A 20,675-nucleotide genomic window follows, 5' to 3' on the forward strand; every position below is an offset into this window, starting at 1 on the left:
AGCCAACCTTACACGCGGCAAAAGACGCCGGGTGAACACAATTAGACCATGAGTGTAGGGAACTCCATCATTCTGCCTATCCTGTGAACGGAGGATGCGCGGATCTTTTTATTAAGGTCGATATGGCCCCAACTGCAGCTTAAGGCGCATGAAGCGTTCGTCTTTATCTGAAGGAACCGTGCCGGTCGTCATGCCCGACGCATCGGTGCTGAAGGCCACATCCGAGTTTGTCCACACACCGCCCACTAGATTGGTTGTAACCTCAACGTTGTATCCGACATCGGCCTGCAGCTCCCGGTACTGCGCTTCCAGCTCGCCCGATGTATTGAAAGACATCGGCATGAAGCCCTGGCCATCATACGTCAGCGGATTAAAGTCGAAGGCGTATTCCTCGAGCGCGCTCATGCCATCGCCATCCACATCCTCCGTCCAATCATTGGAAAGTCCATATTTCGACTGCCAACTCGAGGCCGGCACCATCCAGCGTAGGTTGGCAAAGAGACGCTCGGCTTCCGTCCAGTTGGATGCCGACAGGTTTTCCGTACTGTCGTCAGGATTATACACGGTAAGGTTGCCCGACCTCAGAAACAGCCAGGATACGCGGGAGAAATCGCTAAGCGTTGCTTCGCCGGCCACGACCGGTCGGAACTCCGAAGGGTCAATCTTGATGGTTTCCCAATCCCCGGAACCGCTTACGCTCTTCAGTACGGCATAGGTTACCTCGGTGCCGTTGTCGATATCTTTGCGGCCGTTGGTCTCCAGGCCGATCAACAACGATTTGGGCGTATCGGATTTGATGTCCATGGCCAGTACGGCACCGGGATACCCTTTGTAGAAGGGATCTTTCGGTTTCAAGGTATACGCCTGCCATCCGGAACTGCTGCTCCAGCTCACCTGATACCAATCCTGATAATCCCGCGTAAAGTCATCCCACAAAATGGCCTTTCCGTCCGCGACGAACGACGAGCCTGCATCCATCAGTTCCTGCGCCGGGATCTGCTTGAGGTTGGAACTCAGGAGATAGTCACCCGTGTAAGGTGTCGAATCCCCACGGTTCACGATGGCGTAGGACGTATGGTCGTAGTCGTAGAAGACATTGGCGTAGGCGATCAGCGGCTGGCCCTGCACGATATTGCGGCAGGTGCCTTTCCATACGTTGGAACCGACGTTTTTCACATCCACCGCGGCGCGCCAGAAACGGGTGCGCGGCTGTTCATCCACCGTATAGAAAATCTCCACCTTGGTGATCGGCTTCGAAGTATCCGCCGTAACCGTGACCACCGGCCCTTCCGCCCCGGCTAAATCCACCGTAATTTCCGGCTGATCCGGGAGTGTATAATCCCCTTTCAAATGCTGGTTAAACCAGAACATCGCCGTAATTTCATTTGCCGGAATATTCCGATGGCTCATGTGCGGAGGAATCGAGAAGCGACGATCCGTTGACGCCGGGATCAGGTTTTCCCAGTTATACATCAGGTTATCGCTCGGCGCGTTGAAGTCGTTCGCCGGCCCCCAATAGAGGATCGGCGTGGCAATGGTTGGCATGGCCGCGCGGCACACCGCCAGCTTCGACAGGTCGGTGCGCCCCGGATCATTGTCATGAAAGCCGGGCAGGCCGATCGCATCGATTTCCGCCGGCGTGAATTCCCCGGAACCGCCCACGCTCGGCGCGGCGGCCCACAGGCGGCCATCCACACCGGACAGGTAGGTGGTCTGCTCGCCGCCCATGGAATAGCCGGTGACGGCCAGACGGATGCCGTCCGTCTCCGCCTGCCGCTGCAGGAAGGTCAGGCCGCGGCGGTTGGCGACACAGAGCAGGAACCAGTTGCTGTTGCGCGGCGAGGCCACGCGGTCGATGGTTTTATCGTCCGGCTCCACCGTGATAAAGGTGGACTGGTGGTAGACCTGCCGCGCATCAACCGAACCCCACTCCGTATTGGCCTCGCCCGGTGCGGCGCCTTCGAGGTCGTTGCCCAGCCAGTTCTGCGACAAGCAGGCATAGCCGTTGTTGGCTGCATAGCGCACTTCATTCAGCGTGGCGCGCCCGCCTCCGCCATGGATCTGCAGGATGGCCGGGGCATTCGTTGCGCCGGTCGGGAAACCATAAAACCCGGCCATCTTCGACACCTGTGTTCCGCCGAAGGGCGTGGTGAAGGTTCCAACGTCGTAGCGCACCGCACGCAGGGTAATGTCCCCTTCCGTCCACTCGCGCATGATCTCCACATTCAGCGGCTCAGCCGTTGGGTCATAGCCCGCCCAAGCTTCTTCAAATGAGTTGGGCGCCGTACCGCCTTCCATCACCGGAATCATGCTGGGCGTGACCATCGAAATTTTCCAGACCTTGGAAGACGTTCCCGTGAGCGTTGCATCGAGGTAGCTGATGATCTCCACCTCACCGAAGGTCTGGGTGGGCGCAAGGGCGGCATCGAACAACGTCAGCTCATCGCCATTGCCGATATCATATTCCCGCAGGTCGATCAGCAGCTTGCTACCGGGCTGCGGAACAAGGCGGTCGTCCAGACTCATCGGCGTAATGCCAGCCCGATCCGCAACCACGTGAACCGTTGAATTGGATGCCGCATCAAGCCGGTAGGCGCTGAACGTGTTTGCGCTGCCGGAAATCTTCAGCACAGAACCGTCCGACAACACCAGCCCGGAAACCAGATCCAACTCCGCGCCGTTTTCAATCTCAAGATCCGCCCCGTTGATAAACGACAGCGCGTGGTTGCCTGACGTTAACGCATAATCGATACTGCCGCCATTCAGGGTTACGTCATCCCCCACATCCACCGCGTGATCGGCCGGAAGGAGAATCGTGTCGAGCATCGAAGGCACGCGGGCCAGATCCCAGCTGGAGGCGTTGTTCCACTGCCCGCCGTCCGAACCCGTCCATGTGATGGTTGCGGCGGGATGCGGAGACAAAATGGTCAGTTCAGCCGTATCGGACGAGGCGGAATCAAACGCCGCCGGATAGAGGGATTTCAACTGGCTGCCGGCATAGGTTCCTGCGTAGACTACCTGACCGTTAATCGTCGCGGTTTCAACGGTCACATCCTGATCCAGTTTGACGAGGCCGCCTGCCAGAATCGTCAGGTCGCTTTCATTGCCGGTGAAGTCGGCATCAAAGTCCAGGTAGCCGGACTCATGCACCAGGAAGCTGCCGACGCCAAAGCCGCTACCTTTCAGATAGCCGCCCTGCACATCCCACAAACCGGCAAACGTGTTGCCGGGGTCGGTAAAGGTGAACCCGGTGTTCTTGAACGCATTTGCATCCCAGTCGCCGCCGACATAAATCTGGATCTTCTCGATCCCTGGCCCGGCACGCACCAACGAATCAATGGAGAGGTTCCGGTTCGCAGAAGAGGCATTGAAAAAGAGTGTGCCGTCGCCCGTCAGCGTCAACCCGCCGTCCAAAGCGGTTCCGCTGACCATGCCGATCGAACACCCGGCCGCCATGCGGAAATCGGCAACCGTGGCGGTTCCGCTGTGCTTGGCCATAAATGCGGCTCCATTCGTCAGAGTGAGCGATGCCCCGGCAAACACGGGGTCGGCAAACTGCGGAGAGCGCGTCTGCATGCCAGGCGAGTCGTTGATGTAGGCCTTATCGATGGACGGTGCCAGTCCGTCCGACCAACTGGATGGCGTATCCCACCCCAGCGCGGTGGTCGCGCCGTGCGTTGTCGTTTGGGTAATGACCGGCGTCGGCTGTGGACTCTCGGTATTGCTGTTCAGCACAATATCGTCCAGTTGGTGGTGGCGGCCGGGGGAACCCGAGCCATCCGCCAGATAGAAGCGGAACTCGATGGTCTCCGAATTTTCCAATCCCTGGAAACCTGCGCCGGAAAGAGCAACCGTCTGATTGAATGTCTGCGGCGACGAATAGTCCGTGCCGGTATCCACGCCATCAAGCTGGGCAGCGGTGTTTGCAAATCCATCGACACTCGAATAGAGCCCCACGGCCATATTCAACGGACTCACAACGGTGTAGGTGTAGGTTAATGACGTGAGATCCAGCGTTTCGCCCGCCCCCAACCCGGTTACCGTGACGGTAAACGAGTGATACTGTGCCCCGGCTCCGGCGGGATTCACATCCCCGCTCTGCGTCGTGTCAGCTCCCGTGGCATCGGCCAAACCACCGCTGATGGAACCGACCCCCACATTGAAGTCGGAAACCGTACTGTAGATCGAATAGTCGCTCGATGAAACCGAGTCCCCGTCAAAGGTAAACGTTGCAAACTCTTCCGCAGGTGCGGCCGCCGCCAGCAAACAAATTGAAAACACCGCTAGAACCTTCTTCATGATCCAACCCATCTTTGGTTATTCCGGCTTCACCGCTTCATGATCCTGCAAATGATCGGCGTCATCGCTGTTCGTGACCGACCTGGCCGACATTGCGTTTTCACTGCGATACGCATGCACATGCTGGACATACTCGCCGCCCACCCAACGGAAGTTGCGGAAAATGACGTCCGGATCCTGCCACTTTTTATTTTTCGGGGAAAGTTCAAGCCCGCCGGCTTCATGGATGGCATCCCCCAGCGGTTTGTCCGTTTTCTCATTCAGGAATTGATCGGGCGACAACGTTACGGTCTGCCATCCGGAATCCCCTTCCAGTTTAACGCGGCAGGCATAGGTATTAAAATCGGCCGTCCAGTAGTTCCGGTGCAGTTTGACTGAAAAATCCTCGCCGGCTTCGGTCTTGATATCAAACTGCAGCGCCGCGCCTTTCGGGGCACGGAATTCAGGATCACTCGGTGCATAGGTGAAGGGGCTCACGCGGTTGGCCGTGAAACCGGGCTTTCCGCCAGGCCCCGTAACCGCCTTGAGCCGCTTATCTATTTTTCCCGGGATCGGGTCAGTTCCGGTCGAATTTCGCGTCCAGCTGTCGACGCCTTCCTGGCCATCACAGAAAACCCGCGAGGGGGTTTTGATGGTCGCCACGGCTCCGATCTTTTCAGGAATCACGGCCTGCAGCGGGCTGGAAACAACGACGCCCGATTGATAGGTGATATTCGCAAAGGCAAACAGGTATTCATCCGCGTTCATGACCGGCGTTGCGGCCACATAGACATCGCCTGATTTCCGGAGCTCCGCATTCCGCCAGTGCCGGTTCACCGCAAAGGGATTTTCAAGCCCGTAATAAACCTCGACCTTCACCACGTCTTCAGGCCGATCCGGTTTCAGGTAAAACAGCGGCGATTGATCCTTGCCCGGCCTGATCTGACAGTCCGGATTCGCCGGCCAAACCCCTTCGCCTTTCAGATGCACATCCATCCACATGGGCAGGTCATGTATAAAATCCATCCCGATGTGATGCCGCAGGCGCGGCGTCAGCGCCCAGGCCCGCGGCACCCCTTCCGGAATCAGATCCAGCGACTGCTCGGCACGATCCATATAGCCGTGGCGATCGTTGGAGGAGCTTAAGAACAGCATGGGAAACTTCACATAAGGAGCCGATGCTTCCGGTGCCAGTGAAGCGCGCCAACGCCGGTCGTTTTCACTGGGTTTGTGCTCCGGCATGCCGATGGAATATCTCGTGTCATCATACGTGTAGGTGTTCCACCCCGCGCCATAAATGGCACATCCCGCCTTGATGCGCGGATCAAAAGCCAGGTTCCACATGATGGTTCCCCCCATGGAAATGCCGTATGCCCCGAGCTTATCCGGATTCACTTCCGGTTGACGCTCGAGATAGGTCAAGGCCCGCATCGAAGCCTGCGTCCACAGAAAATAGGCATCATGTCTCGGGCTCGGCTCCGTTACTTTTGTGCCTGTTCGCTTTTTATGATCCCCATTCTCGACCCCGTTCCAGCGGGTGTAGCGCTCCCGTTTGGGCCACTCGCCGCCCCAGTTGATCGTCAGGATCCCGTATCCGCGCCCGGCAAACACCTTGAGCCAGTCCTTGTTCACCGTCTGGCCGCCGCCGTGGATATGGAGCAGGCCCGGCAAATCCTTGCCGCCGGTCGGCGCGGCATAGATGCCATAGATCCGGACATATTCTCCATCGAATTTTTCGCCGTTAAAATAGACCTCCTTGTAGGAGATGCCGTCTTCTTCCCAAGCCTTCAGAATTTCTTCGGCCAGCGGCTCCGCTCTCGGATCATACCCTGCCCAGATGTCCGGCGGTGTCATAACCGCAGCAGATGCTCCTGCACCAAATGAAAAAGCCACCATCCCCGAGAGGATCCCCATCAAAATAAACGTCTTTTTTTTCATTTCACATCCCGACTACACCAAAAAGCCCCGGGTGTTCCCCCGAGGCTTTTTCTGGCCTAAATACCATTCGAGTTCCTACATCATGAATCTGCGACGGATGAACAGGACGCCACCGCCGAATGCCGCAACCAGGCCGAGCGTGGCCGGTTCCGGAATGGCTACACCATCAAGTACGACTCCATAAAACCGTGCACGGGAACCATCGAGGTCGGTGTTGATCGCCCGATAATCCAGCAACGTGTCGGCATAGTTATCCGTAACGTTGTCAAAGGTAAATGCGGCTATTGCAGTTCCATTGCCTCCAACTGTCGTCCCGGTAAAGTCAAATTCCGAGATATCTGCATGGTCAGGGTCACTCACCGAATCCCCCGATCCAAGAAAACCGGAAAGCTGACCACCAAAAGCCACCTGTGCAAAATCAGCAGAGGTGCCGAAGATAAAATAAACCGTCCCCGACTTGTAACCGGACGTTTGGATCGTGCCGGCCGCATCCGATGCATTCGCACCGGTGTCCGCTGCAAATACCGTAGAGCCATCGGGTAAGGTTAATGCCACATTCGACTTGTTACCGCCTAATGAGGCTACGGGATAAGTCGGTGTTGAGATGGAAGATCCAGCAGACGCATAAACATTCAATGAGCCAGCGGTACTGTCATTTTCGCCCACTGCATTAACGAAAAGGTACTCCGAAACCGTTCCGTCTCCCAATGTGAATGTAGTAACCGAGGTTCCGCCAGCAGTCGCACTGCCCGCAGTCAGATTAATTACCGCTGAACCCGTGTCGTTCTGGCTGGACGACAGCATTGTGGTCGATCCATGAGCTACGACAGAAGCCTGCGCCAAAGCAACTGTAAGAGCCAGTGTTGTCAGAATCGCTAATTGTTTCTTCATTTCTTTTCCTTTTTTTTCGGTGTACCCAGACCGGCGAACAAACACCGGCCTTCCCCAATTTGCTAATGCATTCTACACAGATCCCAAAGCAATCACATCCTACGTTTAGAGGAGGCCCGCGCTTTGAGTCGCACGATGCTGCGCCCTTCCCGATCCGATTATTTCTTGGATTTGTCCCGAGTGCCGATCGGCTTCCAGACAATGGACGAGGTCTTCTTTTCGAGGTCGATATCGACGGTGCAGAACTCAAACTCGCGGTGGTAGGCATAGCCTTTTTTGGAGGCCTTGCCCAACGGCCTACCGATCCTCTTGCCGAAATCATCGTGCCACGTCATCAGCGACTCCTGGCTCCAGAGATGCTGCCCCTCATCCACCCAGCGGTAGTAGGCCTTGTCGTGCGCGACAATGAGATAGGCCGCGTGGCTGAATTCGTGGGTCTTGCTCCATCCGTCATGGGCCGAAAAACAGACGAACATCTTGTCCTCCGGAACCTGCAGGCAGGTGTCGATCATGGTTTCGCCGGCGGTGACACTGTCGCAGGTATGACGGAACCAGCTATCGATAAACACCCCGTCCACATTATCCAGCATCCCGATTCCGTCATACATGCCGTCGCGAGCCCGGTTCAAGATGAACCCATTGATCAACCTGAAGCCGGTCATTTTTGACGTAATGTAGGATACATTGGGCTTATGCTTCCGCACAGCCGTGCGCCAGCCATCGATAAAGATGCCGTGAAGATCGCTTTCGGCGCAGTTGCGGTTAGCGGTCTCCACATACCAGTCGTTTTCCGCTCTGAGGGGAAGGTTCAGGTGAGTCGGCGCGCCGCGGTCATCGCAAATGAAATATTCCGGATGCTCCACAAACGCCTTGGCCTCGGACTCGAACCACTTTGGATAGGCCGCCCCAATGCTATAGATCATGATCGGCTTGCAACGCGGATTGTTTTTTACCAATCGCGCCGCAGTCAGATGGCTGGTTTTTTCATGGGACGGATCCGGATAAACGGAACGCATGTGCGGCTTTTCGATGGTGAAATATTCAAAGTTGCCGCGAATCCATGCATATTGCTCCTCCGAAAAACCATCCCCGCTGTACGAATGGCCGTAAAGGCGCGTCTTGTGCCATTCACCGGCATAGCAGGGTTCGGACTGGGCAGCAGATGCCTTGAATATCGAAAGCACAACAATGCCTGCAAAAAGGCAACACTGGTTCAGATTACTTTTCAATGCCGATCTCCAGTTTCAGGAATTGATTCGTTGTTCCAAGGGTTGGAACCGTGTTGGTGACGCTCTCGAAATCAGTATCGATGATTCCGGAACCGGCATCCGAAATGCCGTCGGTGCTCCACATGCCATCGCCCAGATCGTCGGTGGCTTTGACCGTGTAGGTCAGGCCGCGGGAGGCGGCATCGCGGCGGCGGTTGTACTGGATTTCAAAATCATCACCGGCAACCGCGTGGGAGGGATCGACCCCATCGTTTCCAAGGGTTGGAACTCCGCCGAGGGCATATTCGGTCAGATTGTTGAGGCCATCGCCGTCCGGATCGGCGAAGAGGTCGGAGTTTCCAAGGTTTGGAAACGTGTCGATCCAGTCATAGTAGGGATCGAGTTTCCCGTTATCCGTGTAAAGCTGCTCGATCTCGGCCTGGGCCGCCGCGGCGTCCGCCGTGGCATAGAGGGCGATCTGCCCGCCGGCGATCAGGTTGCGGGCCGCCAGATGCGGCCAATCGATGAGCAGTGTGCCGCTGCTTACGGATGCGGCGATGTTGGTATCCAGCGCCTGATAACCCAGCGATGAAAGGAACGGTATCTCGACGCGTATGCTCCGTGACGGATCGTCTTTCGGAATGCCCGCCACATCGAGCAGGCGCAGGGCCACATGATGCTCGTGGGCATCCATGCGAAAGATGCAGCGGATGTGTTTTTTCCAGGTTGTAAATGGATACTCCAGATCGACAATGGAATCGCGGATGTCTTTCATGACCATGGTTGAGGATGAAACCGTCCAGCCATTGAAGTGGCGTTGAATAGCGCCCGACTCCTCCGATGCATCCAGATGTTCGATGCCATTCAGCACCAGGTTGGTGATCGAACCATCGGAAGCCCAGATCATGTAGTTGTCCGCAACTGCTGCCGGGGCCTCGACAAACCGGACATAATCGATGCTGGCCCCTTCCCCGCCGTCGGCCTGCCCGAACACTTCGATTCTATCGCCGGAGCTGAGGTAGACCCGCCGGATGGTGCGTTCCATAACGTTGATGGATGCCGGGTCGGAGCTGCCCAGGCGGCGGTCTGCCAGCCAGGAATCCAGCAGTTGATCGTTCAAATAGACCTTGAATGCCGCGCGGCCATCGGTCTCGTCAAAATAGCCGACCTTTAGATCGTAATAGCCATCCTCGAACCCAATCAGCAGCCCTTCGGCCGATCCCTCGGAACCGGTTAACCGAACCAGCTGGCCACCGGACGCATCGACGTTCGCTTCGGCGGCGTAGCCGGTCAGCGTCATTTCCTCGGCTTCCAGTTTGGTAAGCGACTCGATCGAACCGAGGGTAACGGTCAGCGTTGCCGAATCCGGCGAGGCCGGATCAATGGCCGCGCCGTAGGTGGGGTGTGCCTTCAGGTCGGAACAGAAGTGGGTGCCGAGAGGCAGTGCAACGCCCCGGAGTTCTGCCGAATAGAGCACCACGTTTTGATCCAGCAGCAATGTCCCCCCGTTTTCAACCACCAGGACGGAGCTGGTGCTGAAATGGTTGCCGTCAAAATCGAGCATCCCGTTCGACGACACATTGAAATCGCCGTCGCCGAATCCATCGCCTTTCAGCGTGCCCGCTTCAACATTCCACACGCCGGAAAAGGTATTCGCGGAGTTTTCAATGCTCACGGTGCCTTCACCGACAATACCCACCGATGCAATCGTGTTGCCGGGAACCATCAGGACATCCAGCTGGATCGTTCTGCTCGCATAACTGGTGTTTAATTCAATGGCTCCGGAACCGCTCAGCGAGCCGTCCAGTTTTGCGGTGCCCCCGCCCCCGTTCGCCATCGAGGTTCCATCGTGCATGACCAGATTAACCGAGGTAAAACTGCCTCCATTTTTCAGGGTCAGCGAGGAACCGTTGGACAGCGTCAGCGATTCGCCGGCAAAGGTGCCGCCCTCGCCGGGCGTGCGCGTTTTATCGCCCAGATCATTTACATAGGCATTGATGTTTGAAGGGGCCAGACCGTCCGACCATTTGGCGGCCGTGTTCCAGCTTTCCCCCATGTCGTGCCCGTCGGTCTGATAGATGGTCGCGGCATTCACACAGGAGCTGATCCCCAACAGCACTAAAATATAAAGATTGGTTTTCATCGTATCCCCCTTATGCCTAAAGACGGTCATTCGTTTTCAGGACGTAGGCAGCGTCCGTAACAATGTATTGGGTTTCGATGTCCACGGATCCGCCGCTTTGCGTTGCGGTAATTGTGTTGTTGCCCGCCGCCACATGGAAGCCGGACTGGGTAACCGTCGGCTCGCTGAGCGTGTTCCAGTTTTTGTCGCAGATTTTGGCGGTTGTTCCGCCGGTATACTGCAGGAACTCACCCGGATTGACCGTACCCGTGATCGAGAGCGACCCGGCTCCGGCAATCTGGATAGATGGATCGACCAGCGAGCCGGAGGCATCCTCATGCACCCGGACAACAAACTGCAGCTCCTGGGCGGCATACGGATTATCCACTTCGATCGCGGTTCCGCTGGTTATCGACTGCATGGGCTCCGCGCCGCCTTTTTCCTGGTGCGCCATATAGAACGGCCCGTCATCGACGGTGGTGCGGCTCATGACATGATGGGGCGTGAAGATATATTCATCGCTTCCGTTTTTGCCCAGCACCAACACGTGGTCGGTTTCATAGTGGTTGCTTCCCGGCGTCTTGGTCGTTACCGCGGCAACGTAGGCAACATCGTCCTCGTGCAGGATCGATCCGAGCTCAATCCAGTAGCCGAAGAGATCAATCACTTCGCCGCTAAGCCCGTGGTTGTTCAGTTCGTTCATCCCGAAGCTCTCGCCGCTCATGGGAACCGACAGGCTGACCCGCCGGCCGCCGGTCATGATCGATTCCTGCGCCATGAAGTGCGTGTTCAGGATGCTGGTTGCCGGATACCCTTTGTAGCGGTATTCATCCAGCCGGATACCGACCGCCAGCGGGAAATAGTTGTAGGTCATGTCGTCGCGAACCCCGCTGAAGCTCTGCTCGAAATTGGCGGCGATACTCCGGCCGACGCGGCTGGACGTGACCGGATATTCGAGATAGCTGTAGACCCGGTCATAATAGTCGCGACCGCTCCAGGGCGTATTGTCGTGGCTGTTCCCGCCGTCGATATGCAGGTGCCCGCCGCCGCTCGCCACAAACAGGTCGTTCAGGAAGCTGGCATGGCGGAAGGCCAGATCATCCATCAGGCTGTCGGGCTGATCCAGGTCATAGTTCGGGCCATAGACCCCGCTCGTCCAGGGGCTCAGCAGCCCGGCCCAGTCCTCGCCGGCGGCATGCGACAGCGCATCGGTTGCCCCCAGCCCGCGCGTACAGCCTTCCAGCACCCACACCTCTTCTTCCGTCCGTTCGAACGAACCGACGCGAACGATTTCCTCGCCGATGCGCACATAGTCGAAATGCATCGCCGAGCCGATGTAGACCGGCAAATTGACGCCTTCGTTCACGCGCAGACGGATGCGTGTGTCGGAGGAACTGATCGGAACCTCGAGCGTCCCCCCGCCCCAGCAGTCCAGCCGCCGGTCAACGGTGGGAACAAGAAACTCCGCATCGTTCTCACCCACCGGGATTCCCACATTGTGCAGGCGGATCATGATGTTGCTGGCCGCCAGATATTCCGTATAGGCGACCAGGTCGGCCTTCCCGTTGGGGAACACCTCCGTGTTCACATTGGTGATCGAATTATAGTTGGGCCAGTATTCGCCGCGCCAGGTCGCCGTATGCATGTAGACCCGCTTAACGCCGGCGGGAAAGGCCACGGTATCGGTCAGGGTATAAAGGTCGGCCAGGTTCGTGGCCTCAAACTGCACCTGGCTCATGGCCCCGAGTTTTGCGCGGTATTGCGCGACCCAGGCCAGCACATCGGCCTCCGTCCAGCTCGGCTGTCCGGCCGGATGTGGAATGGGCTCGTTCGCCCAGATCGAAGCCAGGCAGGCATCCAGCTCTGCGCCATCCAGCGTTCCGTCATACAGCGCAACGCCCCCCTTGGTGCCATCGGCTTCCGCCGCCCAGGGATACTTCCAATAGATATCCTGCCACGCGTCATCCTCATCCGTATCGGCATCCACCACATCGTCCAGCGACTTCATCCAAACCAGCGCATTGCTGATCAACCGAAGCCTCATGCCGTACTGACGGTCGTTCGCGCCGATGCCCTCGGTATCCACGAGGTGAATCGAAACATGCCGCGGGTAGGCATCAATCCGGAACGTAAAGCTCGGCAGGCTTCCCGCCGATTCCGAGACGGTCATCCGATCACCGGAAAACGAGGCATGGCCCAGCATGGTTTCCGAATAGTTTTGCCCGTCGAATGTCCGCAGATAAAATCCGTCGTCGGAGGAAGAGCCCATCCGGTTCACGCCGTTCAGAATCAGCGTGGCCGGCGTTGCGTCGCTGTTGAACGTGAATTCGGAATGGGAAACGGGCGGATCGGAAAGGACGGTGATCGTTCCCGCCGATGCCAGCCCATCCGCCAGAGCCGATGCATCGATTCCCAGATCCGTTATGAGGTTGGTGGCATTGTGTGTTCCGGAAGCCAGCCCCACGCCCCGGATGGTGGCCGACTGGAAGGTCAGATCCTCATCCAGCTTGATCACGCCGTTGCAATCCAGCGAGCCAACGGGATTGTGATAGGCCCCGTCGATGTCGAGATAGCCCTGGGTTCCGACGATAAAACTTCCCGCCCCCAATCCGTTGCCTTTCAGGTAGCAGTTTTGAACATCCCAGGTTCCGGCAAAGGTGTTGGAAGGATTGGAAAAGGTAAAGCCGCATTCCGTGGCCGCCGTAAATTCCCCGCTGTTGTTGACAGCAATTGTATGGATCGCCGCGTCGGCGGTGACCCATGCAGAAACGGTCGTTTTGCGATTGTGATACGACGGATTGAACGTAACCGTGCCGGCTCCCGTCAGCGCCAGATTCCCGGCAAGACTTCCGGACGACCCGCCGTTTTGCAACGAAGACCCCGCCGTGATGGTCAGGTTGCTGGCGGTGCATACCCCGGTGTGCTTGAACTTTAATACGGCCCCGTTGTCGATCGTGAGTGAATCGCCCAGAAAAACAGGATTGCCCTCAATGGAACCCTGCGGCGTACGGGTGTCCCGTCCACTCACGTTGTTGATATAATCGTTTCCCGGCGACGGAACCTGGTCGTTCGACCACGAAGAGGCTTTAAGCCATCCCGCGGCATCCGCCGCTCCCACGTTTTCATCCTGGGAGACCAGGGCACCCGCTGCATTCAATGCAACAACGGCCGCCATGGCAACAAAAGTCCTGTTCATGCATTTCCCCTGCTTATTTTTCAAATCCGATTTCCAATTTCAGGAATTCATTGGTCTTGCCGACTGTTGAAACGCTGTTGGTGCCCAAAACCGGAGGCACCAGACCGTCGGTCGGGACAACTTCGCAAAGTTGAATCGCCTCATGGGCAAGGCGCTCGCCGAACAGCCGGTAGCCTTCAACAGTATAGTGCAGGCTATTATGAACTTTTCTGCCCGCCTTATTGATCCCGTCATTCAAATCATCGGTATTAACCCAGGTCGCGCGAGGATGCGCCTCGACGACCTCGACCAATGCATCGCGCACCATCGTCCAATGCGGATACTTCTCGTTCGCCATGTCATAGTCACTCAGACGTCCCACAACCACATTGATATCCTCACGCCCCAAATCGTCGGAAAGTTGCTGAAACAACCCTACCAAACTCTCCGCATAGACTTCGCCATGGCTCTCTTTGGCATCCCGCTCGCCCTGCATCCAGACGAAGGTAACCGTTGAGAACTCCTTCTCTCGGGTCGCCTCTTCAACCTTTGCCAACAACCGGTCATACAGGTCTCCCGGCACCTTCCCGCCGCTGTAGAGTGGATAGCCCGTTTGTTCGGGATCATACCCATCGACCGCCTTCCACTGCTTATACCAACGGCGAATCGGCTGGCCGCCCAGCGAATCCTTCACAACCGTTACGTTTTCTTTACCAAACGCGGCTTCTACCGTGGGGACGAACGAAATATTTTCATCAAGATAATACATATTCGACTGGCCCGACAGGATGAAGAGATGCTTCCCCTTTTCAGCCGCATGCGCCACCCCGCAAACCAGGGCAACCAAGCTTGCAATATATAGCTTCTTTTTCATTCTCATTCCATTTCTTCGATTTTAACGGACGGCTAGTTCTGGATCGTTATCGTTTCCAGCTCCTGCCCGTTTTCGTTAATCAATCGGAAAACCGCCTGATCTGCGGTGAACGTAATTTCACCGAACGCCCACGACCGGCTTTTCAACCCAAACAACTGGGCCGTCCGATCTTCCCCGAAGGCACCCGGCCCCGGAACGCCGCCGAGCGTCGCGACCTCGAACTCATAGATCTTTTTGCCCTCGGGACGCGGAATGGCGAAGCCGCGCGCGCCGTGGCGATCGCCGCACAGCAGAATCACCTTGGAGCCTTGCTTCGCGTCGATCAGCTGGAAAATTTCTTCGCGCCCCTCCGTATCCCACGTCCCCCAACTGTCTTTGCCGTTGGAGATATAGTCGCTCCACATCGTGCCGCCGCTGAGCAAAATATAGGGAGAGGTCGATTCTTTGATCTGCTGTTTCAGCCAGGCCATCTGTTCCTCGCCCAAAAACGAATTGAGCTGGCCGCGTTCTTCATTCACCCGGCAGGAGCGCGTATCGAGCGCAATAACGTGCACCGGCCCGACTTGGGTCTGGAAATAGATGCCCTTGCGTTCCACATTCCGATCCGGATTGTTCCATTGGGTTTTCCAGTTTTTCCGCAACCCGTCCACATCGATCGCCTGGCCCCGGGTGGACGTTCCGCCCGAATCGTCGTGCCAATAATCATGGTCGTCCCACGCCGCATAAACCGGGACATTCGCCGTCAGCTGCTGCCACGACGGGGAAAGATTGCGAAGCTGGTAGTCGGCGTTGATCAATCCAAAATCGTTCTTGCGATCATCCACCGCACAGTCGCCGAGCACCAGCATCGCGCGGTTGCCTCGCTCCTGAATCAAGTTCATCAGCTCCGGCCGGTATAGCCCGACTTTATGGAAGCACGTCCCGAAGGCGATTTTAAAGGGCTTTTCAGACAGCGTTGCCGGAGCGGTAACGAAGCGTCCCCCGCCGAGGTTTTTACCTTTCGAATTGGTCACCTGATACGTGTATGCCGTATCGGAAGAAAGACCTTCACAACGAACGATCAGAATGCGTTCCGGTTTACCGGACGCAAACGTTTTGGAGGCTCCGCTTTGCGGGGTCACCTTAACCTCGACCGAGTCCGGCATCGGCAGATGCACCCAGACCGCGACGGATGTCGGCGTCAGGTCGCCCAGCATCGGGCCGCCGAGTTTCGAATGCCCGAAAAGACGGCAGACCCCCGCCAGCGCATCCTCCGGCTTCGATCCTGTCAAAGCCGTCCGGCAGGCCGTATAGAAATCCTGCACCGCCTGCGGTTGCGTCTCGTATTGGTTCATGATCTTCAGATCAATCTCCAGCGTCCCCTTGTGCGCATCCTTCAGCGAGACCGGTGCCGGCTCTGAGGGATTGCCGCCACGCGCGGCCAACGCCCCGCCAACGGTCGTGGCGGCCAAAACGAGAAACTGTTGCCTCTTAAGGCGGGAATATTCATTCATGATACGTCCTGATGTTGGTTTTCGTTGCTTCATTGAGTTGGGCGTTAAGAGTACACCCATCTACTTTTCAAATGCGATTTCCAGTTTCAGGAATTCATTGGTTTTCCCGATGGTCGATACGCGGTTGGTGACGCTCTCGAAGTCGGCATCGATGATTCCGGAACCGGCATTGGAAACTCCATTGGTGCTCCAAATGCCATCCACCAACTTATCAGAAGCCTTAACCATGTAGCTCAACCCGCGCGCTGCGGCATCGCGGCGGCGGTTGTATTGGATTTCAAAACCATCCCCGGCCATACCGTGCGTGGGCTCCGCCTCGTTGTTTCCAAAGTTTGGAATGCCGCCGAGGGCATATTCGGTCAGGTTGTTGAGGCCGTCGCCGTCCGGGTCGGCGAAGAGGTCGGCATCGGTTCCAACGATTGGAAAACCGTCGATCCAGGCATAGTAGTCGTCGAGGTTGCCGTTTGCGGTGTGCACGGCTTCGATTTCAGCCAGCGCGGCGGCCGCGTCGTCGGAGGCATAGAGGGCGATCTGCCCGCCCGCCATCAGCCCGCGGCTGGAAAGATAGGGCCAGTCGATCTCGAGCACGCCGCCGGAATCATCCACCGTCACATTCGTATCCATCAGCTGGTAACCGAAGGCCGCGGTGTAGGGAATCTCCATGCGGATGTTGAGCGAGGGGTCGTTTTGCGGGATGCCGTCGAACCCGGCCAGGCGGATCATCAGGTGATGTGCGTAGGCATCGATCCGGAAATAGAAACGGGCATAGTCGAGTTCGGCCTCGTTGAGGATCAGCAGCGATCCTTCCTGCTCGCCGGACTTCTGTTCGAGGGTGTCGATGGAATAGCCATCGAACACGCGCAGGATCACCCACGAATCTTCGAGGGTGTCGATGTGCTCGCTGCCGTTCAGTACCAGACTGGCAATCGAGCCGACGGCATTCCAAGCCATGGCGGTTCCGGAAGGAACGTCCGCAGTCTGGAGGTCGTATCCGTCGATGCGGCAAGGTTCCCCACCGTCCGCAATCCCGGCAATTTCCAGTTCGTCGCCGCTGCGCAGGTAGACATTTTTCACGGTGCGCTCGACGCGGGTCAGGTCGATCGCCTCGGAGCTGCCGAGGGTGCGGTCGGCCAGCCAGGCATCGACCAGCTGGTCGTTGAGATAAATCTTGAAAACGGCTTCGCCGTCGGTTTCATCGAAGTAGGCCACGTTGAGGTCGTAGTAGCCGGAGGTCAACCCGACCAGCGTCTCCGACACGGAGCCTCGGGTTCCGTCGAGCCGCACCAGCATGCCGCCGGAAGCCGCGCTGTTGGTTTCGATGGAATAGCCATCGAGCGCCATGGCCTCGGCTTCGGATAAAAACTGCTCCACCAGGGTGAAGGTCATTTCATCGACGCGGCCATATTCCGCTCCCCCCCGGATTGCGGTCAGCTCAACCATCGAGTTTGTCTGCATTTCGACCGCCGCAGTACGATGGCTGGTCAAGGACGAGAGGTCTACGCCAGCGGTACCGAACATGCCGTCCGCGAGCCAGGAATCAACCAGAACACCATCAATCCGGAGCTCATAGGTGCCCACGCCGTCGGTTTCATCGAAATATGCCGTATCGATATAGTATTCGCCGGCATCCCCCGTAAATACCTGGGTGGCCGTTCCGGTTGCGCCCAATCCGCCAGCCACCTGGATGTAGTGGCTGTTGGCGGCAATGTCATTACTGACCACGCTGTACGCCGAGAGCGCCATATGTTCGGCCTGATAATTGAAGGTGGTTACCTTCGAAATGAAGAGATAATCGACATCCAGTTCGGCCGTCTCCTCGGAATCGCGCAGCTCGATGGCATTGATTCCTTCGGTCACGGTTGCAACAACATTGGTTTCGATCCACGACTTCGACGTCGTAGAGATCACGCCGACCTTTGCATCGTTGACGTAGACGCCCATCGACCGCTCGCCGCTGGGCACTTTAATGCTGAACGCCAGTTCCTTTTCGCCGGCAAGCAGATCGATATTCCAGGTCAGGTTAAAGCCGCCATTGCCGTCCACATAGGAACCCCCGGATGCATTGGCATCGGCCTTGATGCCGCCGGAGGCGATGACGGAATCTTCCGCCTCGAAAAGGCCGCCCGGAACGGACGCTTCCACCGAAGCGGCAAACAGCATCGCCGCGGAAACCAGTACCGCGCCCAACTTGCTTGGCACGCTACGTAGCGCGGATATCCGATCCGCGTACTCTGCGTTCGGAAACTCGCATCGGACATGCGAGCTACTCTTTGCATTCGTGCTAATCATCATAAACCCTTGGCCTAAAGATTGTCGTTCGTTTTGAGCACATAGACATCGCCGAGCACAATGAACTGCGTCTCTATTGTTGGAGATGAGCTGCTGTTGACCGTCACGGTATTCGAACCGCCGGAGACCGAAAAGGCGGCATTGACCACCGGCAGATCGCTGATCAGATTCCAGTTGTTGTCATAAAGCCGGGCTGTTGAGCCGCCGTAATATTCCAGATACTGCCCCGGAGCCACCGTGCCCGTGACGGACAGGCTGCCGCCACTGCCGAGCGAAATGGTCGGGTTGACAAGCGACACCGACCCCTCGTGATCGACACGGATCACAAAATTAAGCCCCTGGGAGGCGTTCGGATTATTCAGGGTCAGCGAGTCGCCGGCCGCGATGATCTGCTTGCGGGGCCGGGAACCTTTTTCCTGTTCGATCGTAAACGGAGCGTCCGTTCCGTCCGAGCGCCCCATCACATGATGCGGCGTCCAGATATATTGGGCGAGGGTATTGGTGCCGAGCACCAGCACATCCTCGGTTTCGTTATGATTGCTCCCAGGGGTTCGGGGCGTAACAGCCGCAACATAGGCGACATCGTCGTCGTGCAACACGGGCGCCAGCTTGATCCAGTCGCCGAACAGACTGTTCATTTCATCGAACTGGCCGTGTCCGGTCATGTCGGCAACCGTAATGCCCCGCCCGCTCATCGGCACCGAAAAGAAGGCGCGGCGCCCGTTCACCATGATGCTTTCCTGCACATGGAAATGGGTGTCCAGCCGGCTTGTCGCCAAATACGCGCTATGGGCTTCATCCCGCCGAATGTCGATGTTCAGCGCAAAGTAGCTCAGCGAAAGGTCGTCGCGGATGCCGCTGAAATCCTGCTCAAAGTTGGCTGCGATGCTTCGGCCGACTCGCGAGGACGAGGCCGGAACCGTCATTTGGCTGTAGTAGAAGTCGAACAGATCCCGCACCGCCCATGGATAGACCCCATGGATCTCCGGCCCGTCAAAATGCATATGACCCAGTTCAAGGTTGTTTGCAAACCGGGTATATTCCAGCACCATCTCTTCCATCAGGCTGTTGGTCTGCCCCAGGTCATATTCCGGAATGTAGTTCTGGCCATAGGAGCAGTACAGCCCAGCGACTTCAGATCCGGCGGTATGTGAAAACGCATCCGTTCCTTCAAAACCGCGCGAGCAATTTTCGAGCACCCAGACCTCCTCTTCCGTTCGGCTAACCCGCCCAACTCTGACAATCTCTTCGCCTATCCGGAAATAGTTATGGTAACAAACCGAATGAACATGGGCGATTGAGTTGCCAAGCAAAGGCGGCTTCGTTGCCGCATCCGGACGGAACAGCAGGCGGGTTTCCGACGTGCCGACCGACTCTTCCAGCGTCCCCCCGCCCCAGCTCGCCAACCGCCGGTCGACGGTACCGACAACATAGTCGGGATCATGTTTTCCGATTCCGAAACTCACCATGTGCAACCGCAGCTTCACGCCCTGATCCGCCAGATAATCAGCATAGGCTTTCAGATCGCTCTCGCCGTTGGGGAAGACATTCGTATTTACATGGGTCTGCCCGTTATACTTCGGCCAATATTCCCCGCGCCAGGTTTGGCAATGCAGATAAACCCGTTTGGCCTTGTTCGGAAAAACAATGGCATCGGTCAGGGCATACAGTTCCGCCTCCGAGGAGGCCTCCAGGATCACCTCGTTGAGATCCACGATATTCGTCCGGTAGTGCTCCACCCAGTTGAGTACATCGGCTTCCGTCCACGTGGCCTGCCCGGCGGGATGCGGCAAATCCTCGTTCGCCCAGACCGATGCCAGGCAGGCATCCAGCGCCGCGCCGTCGAGCGCGCCGTCGTAGAGCGCCACACCGCCGCGTTTGCCGTCGTTGGTCTGCCCCCACAGATAGTGCCAGCGGTTATAGACCGTCTGGGTTCCGGTCGAATAAATCACATCATCCAGGTCCTTGAAACCAAGCGTATCCTGCACCCGCAGCTTTAAATAGACGCCATAAGCCTGGAGATCGTCATCCGCAATCCCCTCCACATCGATCAGGTGGATGGAAAGGTGCCGGGCATATTCATCGATCCGGAACGTAAACCGCGGCAGACCGCCCGACTCCGAAACCGCAACCGTATCACCCGCAGTCACCGCATGACCGAGCTGGGTATCAATACGATCCTCGCCATCGAAATAAACCATGTGGAAGCCGTCTGAAGAGAGCGGCAGGAGCAGGCTGGCATCGTTGAGCACCAGCGAAGTCGGCTTGCCCGAAGCATTGAACGTCAACTCCGATGCCCCCAGGCAGGACAAGGCCATCAATCCTGTGAGAATCAGCAGTTGAATGGTGAAAGTTTTTCTCGAACGCACGTTGGACCCCTCTTTTCCTTGTGATTGTCAGCAAGCTA

10 protein-coding genes are annotated in these 20,675 nt (G+C 57.3%); all 10 read right to left on the bottom strand.

Annotated features, from left to right (window positions below):
- Positions 1-111: 111 nt before the first annotated feature.
- The 10 genes from E9954_RS11905 to E9954_RS11950 all read right to left on the bottom strand — a co-directional run bounded on the left by E9954_RS11905 (position 112) and on the right by E9954_RS11950 (position 20,637).
- Positions 112-4,299, bottom strand: a complete 4,188-nt coding sequence (locus E9954_RS11905) for an acetylxylan esterase (RefSeq protein WP_136079386.1) — start codon at positions 4,297-4,299, stop codon at positions 112-114.
- An 18-nt stretch (positions 4,300-4,317) separates the two neighbouring features.
- Positions 4,318-6,216 carry an alpha/beta hydrolase family protein gene (locus E9954_RS11910; RefSeq protein ID WP_136079387.1) on the bottom strand — a complete coding sequence of 633 codons (1,899 nt, stop codon included), beginning with the start codon at positions 6,214-6,216 and terminating at the stop codon, positions 4,318-4,320.
- Positions 6,217-6,291: 75 nt separating this feature from the next.
- On the bottom strand, positions 6,292-7,107 hold the full coding sequence (locus tag E9954_RS11915) for a PEP-CTERM sorting domain-containing protein (RefSeq protein ID WP_136079388.1): 816 nt from the start codon (positions 7,105-7,107) through the stop codon (positions 6,292-6,294).
- Positions 7,108-7,265: 158 nt separating this feature from the next.
- Positions 7,266-8,336, bottom strand: coding sequence for a putative glycoside hydrolase (locus tag E9954_RS11920; protein ID WP_136079389.1), 1,071 nt, complete (start codon positions 8,334-8,336; stop codon positions 7,266-7,268).
- Complete coding sequence (locus tag E9954_RS11925) at positions 8,326-10,458, bottom strand: carbohydrate-binding protein (RefSeq protein WP_136079390.1); 2,133 nt, start codon at positions 10,456-10,458, stop codon at positions 8,326-8,328. Before E9954_RS11925 ends, E9954_RS11920 begins: the two co-directional genes overlap by 11 nt.
- Positions 10,459-10,474: 16 nt before the next feature.
- Positions 10,475-13,633, bottom strand: coding sequence for a hypothetical protein (locus E9954_RS11930; RefSeq protein ID WP_136079391.1), 3,159 nt, complete (start codon positions 13,631-13,633; stop codon positions 10,475-10,477).
- Between the two features lie 13 nt (positions 13,634-13,646).
- Positions 13,647-14,486, bottom strand: coding sequence for a sialate O-acetylesterase (locus E9954_RS11935; protein WP_136079392.1), 840 nt, complete (start codon positions 14,484-14,486; stop codon positions 13,647-13,649).
- Positions 14,487-14,518: 32 nt separating this feature from the next.
- Positions 14,519-15,979 (bottom strand): alkaline phosphatase D family protein, encoded by a 1,461-nt coding sequence (locus tag E9954_RS11940; RefSeq protein WP_168442187.1) that lies wholly within the window; start codon positions 15,977-15,979, stop codon positions 14,519-14,521.
- A 60-nt stretch (positions 15,980-16,039) separates the two neighbouring features.
- On the bottom strand, positions 16,040-18,178 hold the full coding sequence (locus E9954_RS11945; RefSeq protein ID WP_136079394.1) for a carbohydrate-binding protein: 2,139 nt from the start codon (positions 18,176-18,178) through the stop codon (positions 16,040-16,042).
- A gap of 104 nt (positions 18,179-18,282) precedes the next feature.
- Positions 18,283-20,637, bottom strand: coding sequence for a hypothetical protein (locus E9954_RS11950; protein ID WP_136079395.1), 2,355 nt, complete (start codon positions 20,635-20,637; stop codon positions 18,283-18,285).
- Positions 20,638-20,675 lie beyond the last annotated feature (38 nt).

Origin of the sequence: Pontiella desulfatans (assembly GCF_900890425.1) — a bacterium.
Taxonomy (GTDB): domain Bacteria; phylum Verrucomicrobiota; class Kiritimatiellia; order Kiritimatiellales; family Pontiellaceae; genus Pontiella; species Pontiella desulfatans.